This is a genomic window from Pelagovum pacificum (assembly GCF_016134045.1).
In the GTDB taxonomy this organism is placed as follows: Bacteria; Pseudomonadota; Alphaproteobacteria; order Rhodobacterales; family Rhodobacteraceae; genus Oceanicola; species Oceanicola pacificus_A.
The window spans coordinates 3,251,632-3,265,523 of the sequence record NZ_CP065915.1; the positions used below are offsets into that span (position 1 = coordinate 3,251,632).

Genomic DNA, 13,892 nt, shown 5'->3' on the forward strand with positions numbered 1-13,892 from the left:
TCAGTCGACGGGTCCGTGGCTCAGAGGCCGGTGGAAACGTCGATCGTGTTGCCCTCTTCGAGGGTCACGTAGGCTTTCTTGACGTCCTTCCGACGGCCAAGCTGGCCGCGGAAACGCTTCTGCTTGCCCTTGGTGATGGTCGTGTTCACGGCCTTCACCTTCACACCGAAGAGGCTTTCGACGGCCTCCTTGATCTGGGGCTTGGAGCTGTCGATCGCCACTTCGAACACCACACCATTGGCCTCGGAGGTCATGGTGGATTTCTCGGTGATGACCGGCTTGACGATGACGTCGTAATGCTCGGGCTTCACGGTCATTTTAGTCGGGCCTCCAGGGCTTCGACACCCGCCTTCGTGATCACGAGCGTGTCACTCTTGAGGATGTCGTAGACGTTGGCGCCCACGGAGGGGAGCACGTCAACGGTTTGCAGGTTGCGGGCCGCGGTGGCGAAGTTCTCGTTCAGCTCGGCGCCGTCAATGATCAGCGCGCGCTTCCAGCCGAGGTTCTTCACCTGCTTGGCCAGGGCCGAGGTCTTGGCTTCGGACAGTTCCGCCGACTCGATGACGACCAGTTCGCCCGCTTTCAGCTTGGCGGACAGCGCGTGGCGCAGGCCCAGCTTGCGGAACTTCTTGGTCAGGTCATGGCCGTGGCTGCGCGGAGTCGGACCCTTGTAGATACCACCCTTGCGGAAGATCGGCGCGTTGCGGTCGCCGTGGCGTGCGCCACCGGTGCCCTTCTGGCGATAGATCTTCTTGGTCGAGTAGGAGGTCTCGCTCCGGGTCTTGACCTTGTGGGTGCCCTGCTGCGCGTTGTTGCGCTGCCAGCGGACCACACGGTGAAGGATGTCGGCGCGGGGCTCGAGCCCGAAGAGGCCCTCGTCCAGATCGACCGATCCGGCCTTCCCGCCGTCCAGTTTGATCACGTCGAGTTTCATTCCTCGCCTTCCTTCTTCTCGCTGTCAGCGTTCGCTTCGGCGTCCTTGTCCGCTTCGATGTCGGCCTCGGCTTCCTGCAGCGCAGCTTCCTGCGCGGCGGCTTCCTCGGCGAGACGGGCCTCTTCGGCCAGGCGGGCTTCTTCCTCGGCGGCGGCGGCGGCTTCTTCAGCAGCCTTTTTCGCTTCCTCGGCAGCGGACTTCAGCGCGGCGGGGTAGATGACGCCATCGGGGATCGGCTTCTTCACCGCATCCTTGATGGTGACCCAGCCACCCTTGGAGCCCGGCACAGCGCCCTTGACCATGATGATGCCGCGCTCGGCATCGGTCTGGACGATCTGCAGGTTCTGGGTGGTGATACGGGCAGCACCCATATGACCGGCCATTTTCTTGCCTTTGAAGACCTTGCCCGGATCCTGACACTGCCCCGTGGAGCCGTGCGACCGGTGGGAGATCGACACACCGTGGGTGGCGCGCAGGCCGCCGAAGTTGTGCCGCTTCATGGCACCGGCGAAACCTTTACCGATCGACGTGCCGGACACGTCGACAAACTGACCCGCGAAGTAGTGGTCAGCGGTGATTTCCTCACCCACTTCGATGAGGTTTTCCGGCGCGACGCGGAATTCCGCGATCTTCCGTTTCGGTTCGACATTGGCCTTCGAGAAGACGCCACGCATCGGCGCGGAGGTCCGCTTGGCCTTGGCAGTGCCACAGCCGAGCTGAACGGCGGTATAGCCGTCACGGTCCGCGGTCCGCTGAGCGACGACCTGCAGCTTGTCGAGCTGAAGGACGGTCACGGGGACCTGCTTGCCGTCTTCCTGGAAGATACGGGTCATCCCGACCTTCTTGGCGATGATTCCAGAGCGCAACATGTTCGGTAGCCCTCCTTACACCTTGATTTCGACGTCGACGCCAGCGGCGAGGTCGAGCTTCATCAGCGCGTCCACGGTCTGGGGCGTCGGGTCCACGATGTCGAGAAGACGCTTGTGCGTGCGGATCTCGAACTGGTCGCGGGATTTCTTGTCGACGTGCGGGCCACGGAGAACCGTGAACTTCTCGATCTTGTTCGGAAGCGGAATCGGGCCCCGGACGGAAGCGCCGGTGCGCTTCGCGGTCTGGACGATCTCCTGCGTGCTGGCGTCCAGCACGCGGTAATCGAAGGCCTTCAGCCGGATCCGGATATTCTGGCTCTGGATTGCCATTGTCTCTCAGCCTTTCGCGGCGTTTTCCCAAAGAGGTGGACCGACGGTATTGGCGGCCCACGTAAGGGTCTTTTTTGGGGTTTGGGTGCGCGTCGAGCGCGCACCCTACGGGTTGCCCCGCTCTTATTCGACGATCTTGGAGACGACGCCGGAGCCGACGGTGCGGCCACCTTCACGGATGGCGAAGCGCAGGCGCTCTTCCATCGCGATCGGCGCGATCAGCTCGACCGAGAACGACACGTTGTCGCCCGGCATCACCATCTCCGTACCTTCCGCCAGCGACACAGTCCCGGTCACGTCCGTCGTGCGGAAGTAGAACTGCGGGCGGTAGTTCGTGAAGAACGGCGTGTGACGGCCACCTTCGTCCTTCGTCAGGATGTAGGCTTCCGCTTCGAACTTCGTGTGCGGCTTCACCGAACCCGGCTTGCAGAGAACCTGGCCACGCTCAACCGCTTCGCGGTCGATACCACGCAGCAGCGCGCCGATGTTGTCGCCGGCTTCCCCGCGATCGAGCAGCTTGCGGAACATCTCGACGCCCGTGCAGGTCGTCTTCTTGGTGTCCTTGATGCCGACGATCTCGAGTTCGTCGCCAACGTTCACGACGCCACGCTCGACGCGGCCGGTCACGACCGTACCACGACCGGAGATCGAGAAGACGTCCTCGATCGGCATCAGGAACGGCTGGTCGACAGCGCGCTCGGGCTGCGGGATGTACTCGTCCACGGCCGCCATCAGCTCGCGGATCTTGTTCTCGCCGATCGCTTCGTCACGGCCTTCCAGAGCGGCAAGCGCGGAGCCCGCCACGATCGGAATGTCGTCGCCCGGGAACTCGTACTCGGACAGAAGTTCGCGAACTTCCATCTCGACCAGCTCCAGCAGCTCCTCGTCGTCGACCTGGTCGACCTTGTTGAGGAACACCACCATCGCCGGGATACCGACCTGACGGCCGAGCAGGATGTGCTCGCGCGTCTGCGGCATCGGGCCGTCGGCCGCGTTCACCACGAGGATCGCGCCGTCCATCTGCGCGGCACCGGTGATCATGTTCTTCACGTAGTCGGCGTGGCCGGGGCAGTCGACGTGCGCGTAGTGACGGTTCTCCGTCTCGTACTCGACGTGCGCCGTCGAGATCGTGATCCCGCGGGCCTTCTCTTCGGGCGCGCCGTCAATCTGGTCATACGCACGGAACTCGCCGAAAAACTTCGTGATCGCCGCCGTCAGCGTCGTCTTGCCGTGGTCAACGTGACCGATCGTGCCGATGTTGCAGTGCGGCTTGCTGCGTTCAAACTTTTCCTTGGCCATTGGAGGCTCCTTTGTCTGTCGTTCGGTGCGCTGCGGGGGCGCACCCTACGGGTGGGTGTAGGGTGCGCCGCGAGGGCGCACCGAAGGTCATGCGTACTTGGACTGGATCTCGTCGGAGATGTTCTGCGGCACCGGCTCGTAGTGATCGAAGAGCATGGTGAACACGGCACGACCCGAGGACATCGAGCGCAGCGTGTTGATGTAGCCGAACATGTTGGCCAGCGGCACGAAGGAGTCGATGACGATCGCGTTGCCGCGGGTGTCCTGACCCTGAACCATACCGCGCCGCGAGGTGAGGTCGCCGATGATGCCACCGGTGTATTCCTCGGGCGTCACGACCTCGACCCGCATGATCGGCTCGAGCAGCTTGGCGCCGGCCTTGCGGAGACCTTCGCGCATGGCCATCCGCGACGCGATTTCGAACGCCAGGACGCTCGAGTCCACGTCGTGGAACTTGCCGTCCACGAGGGCGACCTTGAAGTCGATGACCGGGAAACCGGCAAGCGGACCGGAGTCCATGACCGACTTGATGCCCTTCTCGACGCCGGGGATGTATTCCTTCGGCACGGCACCACCAACGATGCGGGACTCGAAGGAGTAGCCTTCGCCCGGCTCTGTCGGCGAGATGATGAGCTTGACCTCGGCGAACTGGCCCGAACCACCCGACTGTTTCTTGTGGGTGTAGGTGTGCTCGATCTCGTGACCGATGGTCTCGCGATAGGCCACCTGCGGCGCACCGATGTTCGCCTCGACCTTGAACTCCCGCTTGAGGCGGTCGACCATGATGTCGAGGTGAAGTTCGCCCATGCCCTTCAGGATGGTCTGGCCGCTCTCGAAGTCGGTCTCGACCTTGAAGGACGGGTCCTCGGCGGCGAGCCGCTGAAGGCCGGCGGACATCTTCTCCTGGTCGGCCTTGGTCTTCGGCTCGACGGCGATTTCGATCACCGGCTCCGGGTAGGTCATCGTCTCGAGCACGACCTGCTTGTTGGAGTCGCAGAGCGTGTCACCGGTGGTCGTGTCCTTGAGGCCGGCGATGGCGATGATGTCGCCCGAACCCGCCCAGTCGATCTCTTCCCGGGAGTTCGAGTGCATCATCATCATACGACCGATGCGCTCTTTCTTGCCCTTGGTCGAGTTCATGACCGAGCTGCCCTTCTCGAGCAGGCCCGAGTAAATGCGGGTGAAGGTCAGCGAGCCGACGAACGGGTCGTTCATGATCTTGAACGCGAGGCCGGCGAAGGGCTGCTCGTCACCGGGGCGACGCTCGATGTTGCGGGTTTCCGTCTCGTCGTCCGGGGAGAAGCCCATGTAGGGCGGAACGTCGAGGGGACCCGGCAGGTAGTCGATGACCGCGTTGAGCATGGGCTGCACGCCCTTGTTCTTGAACGCGGAGCCCGCGAGGACCGGAACGAAGGAGAGCGACAGCGTGCCCTTGCGGATCAGGGACCGAAGGGTCGGCAGGTCGGGCTCGTTGCCTTCGAGGTAGGCTTCCATCGCGTCATCGTCCTGCTCGACGGCAAGCTCGACGAGTTCGGCGCGCATGGACTCGGCCTTTTCCTTCAGCTCGTCACGGATCTCGGTGATGACCCAGGACGCGCCGAGGTCTTCGCCTTTCCAGACCCACTCCTTCATCGTGACGAGGTCGACGATGCCTTCGAGCTGGTCTTCCGCGCCGATCGGGAACTGGATCGGGGCCGGGATGGCACCGGTGCGGTCCTTGATCATCTTGACGCAGTTGTCGAAGTCCGCGCCGATCTTGTCCATCTTGTTGACGTAGACGATCCGCGGAACCTTGTAGCGGTCGGCCTGGCGCCAGACGGTTTCGGTCTGGGGCTCGACACCGGCGTTGGCGTCGAGCACGCAGACGGCACCGTCGAGCACGGCGAGCGAACGCTCGACTTCGATGGTGAAGTCAACGTGGCCGGGGGTGTCGATGATGTTGAACCGGAAGCGGGCTTCGTCCGGCGTGTCACCGTAGATGCCGGTCGGATTCTTGCCGTCCTCGGTGCGGAACCAGAAAGTGGTCGTCGCAGCGGAGGTAATGGTAATCCCGCGTTCCTGCTCCTGCTCCATCCAGTCCATCGTGGCGGCGCCGTCGTGGACTTCGCCGATCTTGTGGGACTTGCCGGTGTAGTAAAGGATCCGCTCCGTGGTCGTGGTCTTGCCGGCGTCGATGTGCGCCATGATCCCGAAGTTACGGTAGCGGTCGAGGGTGTATTCGCGGGCCATTGGAAAGGGTCCTTAAAGCCTGAGCTTGGGTCGAAGCGGAGCTGCCGACCGAGTTACCAGCGGTAGTGGCTGAACGCGCGGTTGGCGTCGGCCATCTTGTGGGTGTCTTCACGCTTCTTGACGGCGGTGCCGCGGCCCTGGACCGCATCGACCAGCTCGCCTGCGAGGCGCTCTTCCATCGTGTTCTCGTTGCGCGACTTCGCGGCGGCGATGAGCCAGCGGATCGCGAGCGCTTCACGACGCTCGGGGCGGACTTCGACCGGCACCTGGTAGGTGGCGCCGCCGACCCGGCGGGAGCGAACCTCGACGGAGGGCTTCACGTTGTCGAGCGCTTCGTGGAACACTTCGACCGGAGCCTTCTTGAGACGACCCTCAACGCGATCGAACGCGTTGTAGACGATCTTCTCTGCGACCGACTTCTTGCCGTCGATCATGAGGTTGTTCATGAACTTGGTGAGCACACGATCGCCGAACTTGGCGTCGGGGAGAACTTCGCGCTTCTCTGCAGCGTGACGACGGGACATCTGTAATTCCTCTTACTTCGGACGCTTCGCGCCGTACTTGGAGCGGCGCTGTTTACGGTCCTTGACACCCTGGGTGTCGAGGACGCCGCGAAGGATGTGGTAACGGACACCGGGAAGGTCTTTCACACGGCCGCCACGGATCAGGACAACGGAGTGCTCCTGAAGGTTGTGGCTCTCGCCCGGAATGTAGCTGATGACCTCGTAGCCGTTGGTGAGACGCACCTTGGCCACCTTACGCATAGCCGAGTTCGGCTTCTTCGGCGTGGTGGTGTAGACCCGGGTACAGACGCCGCGCTTCTGCGGGCACTGTTCCAGGTGCATGGACTTGGAGCGTTTGACTTTCGGCTGCCGCGGCTTGCGGATCAGCTGTTGGATCGTTGGCATTGGGCGTTCTTCCCCGATTCCTGACACATGTGTTGCGGACCCGAGGGGCCGCGGATTTCGACTACACGCTTCGCGCGTCCGCAAAGCGCAAACACCCGCAGACGACCCCATTCAGGATCGGTGCGGTGGGTATCCAGAGGATCGGGGCACAGGCCCGGATCGTGACCACTTCAACTCTGATTTCAGGAGCGTCAGGGCATAACCCCGGTCCCGAGTGGCCGCTCTTTAGGGGGAATCGGGGGGGTTGTCAACGCTTCCGCAAGAGTGTGTCGAGCGCCGTCTCCATCCCCGGCAGATCGATGCCGAACGATTCAGCGAGCAACGTCCTGAGGTCGTCCGGTTCGGCCTTCCAGGTTTCGATCCGGTCCCAGCGACGGTCGATCTCGCTCTCGTTGACCTCGTGGCTTCCACGCACGTACATCGGTGGGAACGGCATCGTCAACTGAGGCATGCCCTTCCACAGCCTTGTATGAAGGGCGTCGAGCAGGCTCATCTGGTCGTCTGGCGCCCGATAGGTGATGAGCGCCGGCGTCCAGTGCTGTGCGATCACCGGGCGCAGGACCACCCCATCCCCCGTCGCGCGCAGCACGACGCCGCGGCAGAAATCGACCGTCACTCGCGGGCGCATGTCGAAGAGCTGCCGGACGTGACGGAAGACCAGCCTTGCGCGCTCGACAAAGATCTCCGCGACAGCATCGTCGTCGTCGAGCCTGAACTCCGCGACGGCCTTGGCGTCCGGGTTCCGGTGCGCCAGCATCGCACGGCGGCAGGCGAAGCGGTGCTGCTCTCCCTCCGGCATGATCTCGAGCTTCGCCTGCGGCACATCGGCCAGCAGCGCCTCCAGCCGGGCGCGGTACGGTGCCGGCAAGTGATCCCCGGCGAGAACCACCAGAGTGAAGTCGGGATCGGTCTGGCGACGCATGCTCGGCAGCGCGACATGCTCGAACCAGAGGAAGCGAAGCTCCAGGCGCGACGGCTCGTAGAGCTTCGCACGGACGGCATCCATGTCCATCGCGTGATCTTCGAAACCGCCCGGGGCCGAGGGGTAGGAAAACCTGCAAAGCCCAAGGACCTGGATAGCCGACATCTTTTCTCCCTGCCTCGTTCGCGGGACCCTATGGCAGCGCGGTGCGCCGCTCAAGCGGATCAGCGCGGAGGCACGTTGGGGCGAGGAATGCCACGGCGTGGAATTGCCAGCCGCCGCTCGCGCCAGAAGGCGAACAGGCCGGAGCCGACGACGATCGCGCTGCCGATCCACGTGAGAGCGTCGGGGAAGTCGCCGAAGATCACCAGCCCGGCGATGATCGCGACAACCAGTCCGGTGTAGCGGAACGGCGCGACGAAGGCGATTTCGCCCACCCTTACGGCCATGATGATCGTCAGGTAAGCCGCCAGCACCAGCAACGCCGCCAACCCGATGAGGCCGAGCTGGCCGGCACTCGGTCGAACCCATTCCTGCCCGAAGCCGACGACAAGAGCGAACAGCGTGACGATCAGCGCGGTCCAGAAGGTCACGTTCATCGTGTGGACCTCCTTCGAGAGTCTGCGCGTCGCGAGATCGCGCACCGTGGCGCAGAGCACGGTCGCCACGCCGTAGACCGAGTAGATGCTGAAGACGTCGCTGCCGGGGCGGACGATCAGCAGAACGCCAAGGAAGCCGGCGAGGATCGCGCTCATCCGGCGCCAGCCGACCGGCTCCTTGAAGACCAGCGCACTTCCGAGCGTCACGGCGAGCGGCAGTGCCTGCAGGATCGCCGTCAGATCGCCGAGCGGCATGTGGAACAGCGCTGTCAGGAAGAACCACGCTGCGCCGGCCTCGGCGACGCAACGTAGGACGATCAGGCCCTTGTCGTGGCGGCTCACCGGCACACTGAACGCGCCGAGCTTCCATGCCGCGATGGCAAGCAGGGTCGAGGTGACGATCCCGCGCATGAAGATCGCCTGCATCGCCGACATCCCGTCGGACAAAGACTTGAGACACGCATCGTTGAGCGTGAAGCAGGTCATCGCGGCGACCATCAGAAGCGCACCGCGCATGTTGTCCGACAGTGTCATGGGCGAGCCGGTATCAGTGCCCCGTGCCCGCCGCCAGATCCATTCAGCGAGTCAGAGGTGGCGCACCTCTGCCGGAGCAGCCCACCAATTGTCGTGCAGCCCGTCGCAATGCGTGACGGGAGCACTGGCAAGGTCCGTGGGGTCGATGTCGTCGAATGCAGCGACGCTGATCGCCACATGATCCACCGGATTCCAGTCAGTCGCTGTGACCCTCGCGAAGGTCAGGACGCCGCATCTGGCGCATCGGCCCGGCGTGAGGGACCCGGACTTCGCGACGTTCGGAGACGCGATTTCCCTAAAGCGGTCCGGAAAAACGCTCAGGCTCCAGTAGCGGTTCTTGAAACAGTAGGTGCAGTTGCACTTGGTGGTGCCGGCAGAGAGGTCGACATCCGCTTCGAAGCGGACGTCGCCGCAATGGCAGCTTGCGTGGTAGGTGGTGTAGGGCATGGGGTGATCCTCGGCTGATATGCCTGACGATACCCCTGCCCTGCTGCCAGTTTCCGTCAGGCGCCGAGCGTCTCGCGGATCTCGAACCCCGAGATGTTCTGCGGCTCCGTGTCGACGGCGATAACGTGCTCCACCTGGCTGGCGGCGGGGCCGCTGTAGAGGTGGCGCTTCATCTCGGCGAGCGCGGCTGCGCTGCCTTCGAAGTGGGCGACAACGCTGCCGTCGCCATGATTGCGAACCCAGCCGGACAGACCGGCCTTCTCCGCCTCGGATTTGGTCCAGGCGCGGTAGGATACCCCCTGCACGCGCCCGGTTACTCTTACGTCCATTGCATTCATGTCAGCTTCCTCCCGAAGGACAACTTTCGTGATGCCTGCAAGGTTTCGGATACAGCAGATCATCGGCTCGAAGGGTGTCGCAGGACATGAGAAGGGCGCGGAAGTTGCCTCCCGCGCCCCTCGATCTCTCAACCGGCAGAAGTCCGCTTTATTCGCGGCTTTCCGGCGTATCCACGACCAGCGTGTCGAAGTCGTCCCCGCCGATCACATCGTCGGCTTCGGGCGCTGCAAGGGCAGCGGCCTGTTCGGCCTCGTGCCGCTTGGCATCCAGCACCTTCTTGTCGCGATCCATCGCAACCTTGCGGATGCGGGTGGTCGCGCCACCGGTGCCGGCCGGGATCAGGCGGCCCACAAGGATGTTCTCCTTGAGACCGATGAGCCGGTCGCGCTTGCCCATGACGGATGCCTCGGTCAGCACGCGCGTCGTCTCCTGGAAGGAGGCGGCGGACATGAAGGACCGGGTCTGCAGCGACGCCTTCGTGATGCCGAGCAGGACCGGCTGACCCTGTGCGGGACGACCGTTGCGGAGCGCGGCCTTCTCGTTGGCCTCGTCCAGTTCCGGCTTCTCGACATGCTCGCCCTTCAGAAGCGTCGTGTCCCCGGAGTCCGAGATCTCGTACTTCTTCAGCATCTGGCGAACGATGACCTCGATGTGCTTGTCGTTAATCTTAACGCCTTGCAGCCGGTACACGTCCTGAACCTCGTCAACCATGTAGTTGGCGAGCGCCTCGACACCCATGATCGCGAGGATGTCGTGCGGGGCGGGGTTGCCGTCCATGATGTAGTCGCCCTTCTGGACGTAATCACCTTCCTGGACCGGAATGTGCTTACCCTTGGGCACCATGTACTCGACCTTGTCGAGGGAGTCGTCGGCCGGTTCGATCGCGATGCGGCGCTTGTTCTTGTAGTCCTTGCCGAAGCGAACGTAGCCGTCGATCTCTGCGATGATGGCGTGGTCCTTCGGACGACGGGCTTCGAACAGTTCCGCGACGCGCGGCAGACCACCGGTGATGTCCTTGGTCTTGGCGCCTTCACGCGGGATCCGCGCGATAACGTCACCCGCCATAACCGTCTGGCCGTCATCGACCGAAAGAATGGCGTCCACGGACATCTGGTAGGTCACCGGGTTGCCGAGTTCGTTGCGCACCGCTTCGCCATCCTCACCGAGGATGAGAATTTCCGGCTTCAGCTCGTTGCCTTTCGGCACCGACCGCCAGTCCGACACGATCTTCTGCGTCATACCGGTCGCATCGTCCGTCTCTTCCCGCACGGCGATGCCGTTGACGAGGTCGACGTAACGGGCCGTACCCGACTTCTCGGCGATGATCGGCAGGGTATAGGGGTCCCATTCGAACATCTTGGTGCCGCGAGTGATCTCCTCGCCGTCCTTGACGAAGACCTTGGTACCGTAGCCGATCTTGTGGCTGGCACGTTCGGCGCCCGTGTCCGGGTCCATGATGCCAAGCACCATGTTCCGGCCGACGACGATCTGTTCGCCGCGCTCGTTCTCGAGGATCTGGGCGTTGCGGAACTCCACCTTGCCGTCTTGCGACGTCTCGAGGAAGGACTGCTGGCCACCCTGCGCAACGCCGCCGATGTGGAACGTCCGCATCGTCAGCTGCGTGCCGGGTTCACCGATGGACTGCGCGGCGATGATGCCGACAGCCTCGCCGATGTTGACCATCGTACCGCGGGCCAGGTCGCGACCGTAGCACATGGCGCAGACGCCGTCCTCGGCCTCGCAGGTCAGCGGGGACCGGATACGGACCGTCTGAAGCGCGTTGGTCTCGATCAGGTCGGCCTTGCGCTCGTCGATCAGTTCGCCGTGCTTCACCAGAACCTCGTCGGTGCCGGGGATGATGACGTCCTCCGCAGCGACACGGCCAAGGATACGCTCGCCGATCGAGGCGACGACTTCACCATCGCTGATCGCCGGCTCGGCGGTGATGGCGAGGTCGGTGCCACAGTCGGCCTGACGCACGATGCAGTCCTGCGCCACGTCAACCAGACGACGGGTCAGGTAGCCCGAGTTCGCCGTCTTCAGAGCGGTGTCCGACAGACCCTTCCGCGCGCCGTGGGTGGAGTTGAAGTACTCCAGCACGGTCAGGCCTTCCTTGAAGTTCGAGATGATCGGCGTCTCGATGATCTCGCCGGACGGCTTGGCCATCAGGCCCCGCATACCGCCGAGCTGCTTCATCTGAGTGACCGAGCCCCGGGCACCGGAGTGGGCCATCATGTAGACGCTGTTCGGCTCTTCCTCGGCGCCGGTGTCGTCGGATTTCTTCGCGGAAATCGTGGACATCATCGCTTCGGTGACGCGGTCGTTACACTTCGACCAGGCATCGACGACCTTGTTGTACTTCTCACCCTGGGTGATCAGGCCGTCCATGTACTGCTGTTCGAAGTCCTTGACCTGCTCACGCGTCTCGTCGACCAGCGTCCACTTGTTGTCGGGCACGACCATGTCGGCCTTGCCGAACGAGATGCCGGCCTTGAACGCCTCGCGGAAGCCCATGGTCATGATCTGGTCGCAGAAGATGACCGACTCCTTCTGACCGCAATAGCGGTAGACGGTGTCGATGACGCGCTGGACGTCTTTCTTCCGGAGCAGACCGTTGATCAGGTCGAACGGAGCCTTGGCATTCAGAGGCAGCAGCGCGCCGAGGCGGACCCGGCCGGGCGTCGTCTCGTAACGCTTGAAGACTTCCTGGCCCTCGTCGTCGATCTGCTTGACCCGGCACTCGATCTTGGCGTGCATGTGCACTTCGCCGGCGGTGAGCGCGTGCTCGACCTCTTCGACGGAGCCGAACTTCATGCCCTCGCCCTTCATGCCGTCCCGCATGATAGTGACGTAGTAGAGACCGAGGATCATGTCCTGCGACGGCACGATGATCGGCGCGCCGTTGGCGGGCGACAGAACGTTGTTCGTGGACATCATCAGAACGCGCGCTTCCAGCTGGGCTTCCAGCGAGAGCGGCACGTGAACGGCCATCTGGTCACCGTCGAAGTCAGCGTTGAACGCCGAACAGACGAGCGGGTGCAGCTGGATCGCCTTGCCTTCGATGAGCGTCGGTTCGAACGCCTGGATACCGAGACGGTGCAGCGTGGGCGCACGGTTCAGCAGAACCGGATGCTCACGGATGACCTCGTCGAGGATGTCCCAGACTTCGGGACGCTCTTTCTCGACCAGCTTCTTCGCCTGCTTGACGGTCGAGGACAGGCCCTTCGCTTCGAGCCGCGAGTAGATGAACGGCTTGAACAGCTCTAGCGCCATTTTCTTCGGCAGGCCGCACTGGTGCAGCTTCAGCTCGGGACCGGTCACGATGACAGACCGGCCGGAGAAGTCGACGCGCTTGCCGAGAAGGTTCTGACGGAAGCGACCCTGCTTGCCTTTCAGCATGTCGGACAGCGACTTCAGCGGGCGCTTGTTGGCACCGGTGATGACGCGGCCGCGGCGGCCGTTGTCGAACAGGGCGTCGACGGATTCCTGAAGCATCCGCTTCTCGTTCCGGACGATGATGTCCGGCGCGCGCAGCTCGATGAGCCGCTTGAGGCGGTTGTTCCGGTTGATCACCCGGCGATACAGGTCGTTGAGGTCGGAAGTCGCGAAGCGGCCGCCGTCCAGCGGAACAAGCGGACGCAGTTCCGGCGGAATGACCGGAACGACGGTCATGATCATCCACTCCGGGCGGTTGCCGGATTCGATGAAGTTCTCGACGATCTTCAGCCGCTTGATGATCTTCTTCGGCTTCAGTTCGCCAGTGGCTTCCTTGAGCTCCTCGCGCAGTTTCTCGGCCTCGCCCTCGAGGTCGATCATGCTGAGCATCTCACGGATGGCCTCGGCACCGATGTTCGCCTGGAAGGCGTCCGCGCCGTAGGCGTCCTGAGCGTCGTTGAACTCTTCCTCGGTCATCAGCTGACCGTAGTTGAGGTCGGTCAGGCCCGGCTCGATGACGACGTAGTTCTCGAAGTAGAGAATACGCTCGAGGTCGCGGAGCGTCATGTCGAGCATGAGGCCGATCCGGGACGGAAGCGACTTCAGGAACCAGATGTGCGCGACGGGGGCGGCCAGTTCGATGTGGCCCATACGCTCGCGACGCACTTTCTGGAGGGTGACTTCTACGCCGCACTTCTCGCAGACGACGCCGCGGTACTTCATGCGCTTGTACTTGCCGCACAGGCACTCGTAGTCCTTGATCGGGCCGAAGATACGCGCGCAGAAGAGACCGTCACGCTCGGGCTTGAACGTACGATAGTTGATCGTCTCGGGCTTCTTGATCTCGCCGAAGGACCAGCTGAGGATCCGCTCCGGCGACGCGAGCGAGACCTTGATCTCGTCGAACGTCTTGGCCGGCGTAAGCGGGTTGAACGGGTTGTTGGTCAGTTCCTGGTTCATCAGGTCACCTTTCTAGGCATTTGCGAAGGGAGGGAAGAGAGGGGCGTAGGGTGCGCGCTCGAGGCGCACCCCGCGCCGGGAGACCGA

General features: G+C 63.4%; 13 protein-coding genes. All 13 read right to left on the reverse strand.

What is annotated here, in order from left to right; all coding sequences use genetic code 11:
• Nucleotides 1-20: 20 nt before the first annotated feature.
• Nucleotides 21-317, reverse strand: coding sequence for a 50S ribosomal protein L23 (locus I8N54_RS15940; protein ID WP_140196239.1), 297 nt, complete (start codon nt 315-317; stop codon nt 21-23).
• Nucleotides 314-934 (reverse strand): 50S ribosomal protein L4, encoded by a 621-nt coding sequence (gene rplD, locus I8N54_RS15945; protein WP_140196241.1) that lies wholly within the window; start codon nt 932-934, stop codon nt 314-316. Before rplD ends, I8N54_RS15940 begins: the two co-directional genes overlap by 4 nt.
• Nucleotides 931-1,803: a 50S ribosomal protein L3 gene (gene rplC / locus I8N54_RS15950; protein ID WP_140196243.1), complete on the reverse strand. Its 873-nt coding sequence runs from the start codon at nt 1,801-1,803 to the stop codon at nt 931-933. Before rplC ends, rplD begins: the two co-directional genes overlap by 4 nt.
• Before the next feature lie 15 nt (nt 1,804-1,818).
• Entirely contained in the window at nt 1,819-2,127 is a 309-nt protein-coding gene (gene rpsJ, locus I8N54_RS15955) for a 30S ribosomal protein S10 (protein ID WP_140196902.1), read from the reverse strand.
• Between the two features lie 129 nt (nt 2,128-2,256).
• Nucleotides 2,257-3,432: an elongation factor Tu gene (gene tuf / locus I8N54_RS15960; protein ID WP_140196245.1), complete on the reverse strand. Its 1,176-nt coding sequence runs from the start codon at nt 3,430-3,432 to the stop codon at nt 2,257-2,259.
• An 87-nt stretch (nt 3,433-3,519) separates the two neighbouring features.
• Entirely contained in the window at nt 3,520-5,661 is a 2,142-nt protein-coding gene (gene fusA, locus I8N54_RS15965; RefSeq protein ID WP_140196247.1) for an elongation factor G, read from the reverse strand.
• A gap of 53 nt (nt 5,662-5,714) precedes the next feature.
• On the reverse strand, nt 5,715-6,185 hold the full coding sequence (gene rpsG, locus I8N54_RS15970) for a 30S ribosomal protein S7 (protein WP_140196249.1): 471 nt from the start codon (nt 6,183-6,185) through the stop codon (nt 5,715-5,717).
• Nucleotides 6,186-6,197: 12 nt separating this feature from the next.
• Complete coding sequence (gene rpsL / locus I8N54_RS15975; RefSeq protein WP_005980675.1) at nt 6,198-6,569, reverse strand: 30S ribosomal protein S12; 372 nt, start codon at nt 6,567-6,569, stop codon at nt 6,198-6,200.
• Nucleotides 6,570-6,816: 247 nt separating this feature from the next.
• A complete protein-coding gene (locus I8N54_RS15980) occupies nt 6,817-7,656 on the reverse strand; it encodes a glycosyltransferase (protein ID WP_140196251.1) in 840 nt (279 codons plus the stop codon).
• A gap of 59 nt (nt 7,657-7,715) precedes the next feature.
• Nucleotides 7,716-8,624, reverse strand: coding sequence for a DMT family transporter (locus I8N54_RS15985; RefSeq protein WP_140196253.1), 909 nt, complete (start codon nt 8,622-8,624; stop codon nt 7,716-7,718).
• A gap of 51 nt (nt 8,625-8,675) precedes the next feature.
• On the reverse strand, nt 8,676-9,071 hold the full coding sequence (locus I8N54_RS15990; RefSeq protein WP_140196255.1) for a GFA family protein: 396 nt from the start codon (nt 9,069-9,071) through the stop codon (nt 8,676-8,678).
• Nucleotides 9,072-9,127: 56 nt separating this feature from the next.
• Entirely contained in the window at nt 9,128-9,400 is a 273-nt protein-coding gene (locus I8N54_RS15995; protein WP_332872144.1) for an acylphosphatase, read from the reverse strand.
• A gap of 157 nt (nt 9,401-9,557) precedes the next feature.
• Nucleotides 9,558-13,805: a DNA-directed RNA polymerase subunit beta' gene (rpoC, locus tag I8N54_RS16000; protein WP_140196259.1), complete on the reverse strand. Its 4,248-nt coding sequence runs from the start codon at nt 13,803-13,805 to the stop codon at nt 9,558-9,560.
• Nucleotides 13,806-13,892: the final 87 nt, after the last annotated feature.

Bases quoted from the DNA above. Each gene is read 5' to 3' on its own strand.
- I8N54_RS15940 (WP_140196239.1), bottom strand. From the start codon at position 317: ATGACCGTGAAGCCCGAGCATTACGACGTCATCGTCAAGCCGGTCATC.
- rplD (WP_140196241.1), bottom strand. From the start codon at position 934: ATGAAACTCGACGTGATCAAACTGGACGGCGGGAAGGCCGGATCGGTC.
- rplC (WP_140196243.1), bottom strand. From the start codon at position 1,803: ATGTTGCGCTCTGGAATCATCGCCAAGAAGGTCGGGATGACCCGTATC.
- tuf (WP_140196245.1), bottom strand. From the start codon at position 3,432: ATGGCCAAGGAAAAGTTTGAACGCAGCAAGCCGCACTGCAACATCGGC.
- fusA (WP_140196247.1), bottom strand. From the start codon at position 5,661: ATGGCCCGCGAATACACCCTCGACCGCTACCGTAACTTCGGGATCATG.
- rpsG (WP_140196249.1), bottom strand. From the start codon at position 6,185: ATGTCCCGTCGTCACGCTGCAGAGAAGCGCGAAGTTCTCCCCGACGCC.
- rpsL (WP_005980675.1), bottom strand. From the start codon at position 6,569: ATGCCAACGATCCAACAGCTGATCCGCAAGCCGCGGCAGCCGAAAGTC.
- I8N54_RS15980 (WP_140196251.1), bottom strand. From the start codon at position 7,656: ATGTCGGCTATCCAGGTCCTTGGGCTTTGCAGGTTTTCCTACCCCTCG.
- I8N54_RS15985 (WP_140196253.1), bottom strand. From the start codon at position 8,624: ATGACACTGTCGGACAACATGCGCGGTGCGCTTCTGATGGTCGCCGCG.
- I8N54_RS15990 (WP_140196255.1), bottom strand. From the start codon at position 9,071: ATGCCCTACACCACCTACCACGCAAGCTGCCATTGCGGCGACGTCCGC.
- I8N54_RS15995 (WP_332872144.1), bottom strand. From the start codon at position 9,400: ATGGACGTAAGAGTAACCGGGCGCGTGCAGGGGGTATCCTACCGCGCC.
- rpoC (WP_140196259.1), bottom strand. From the start codon at position 13,805: ATGAACCAGGAACTGACCAACAACCCGTTCAACCCGCTTACGCCGGCC.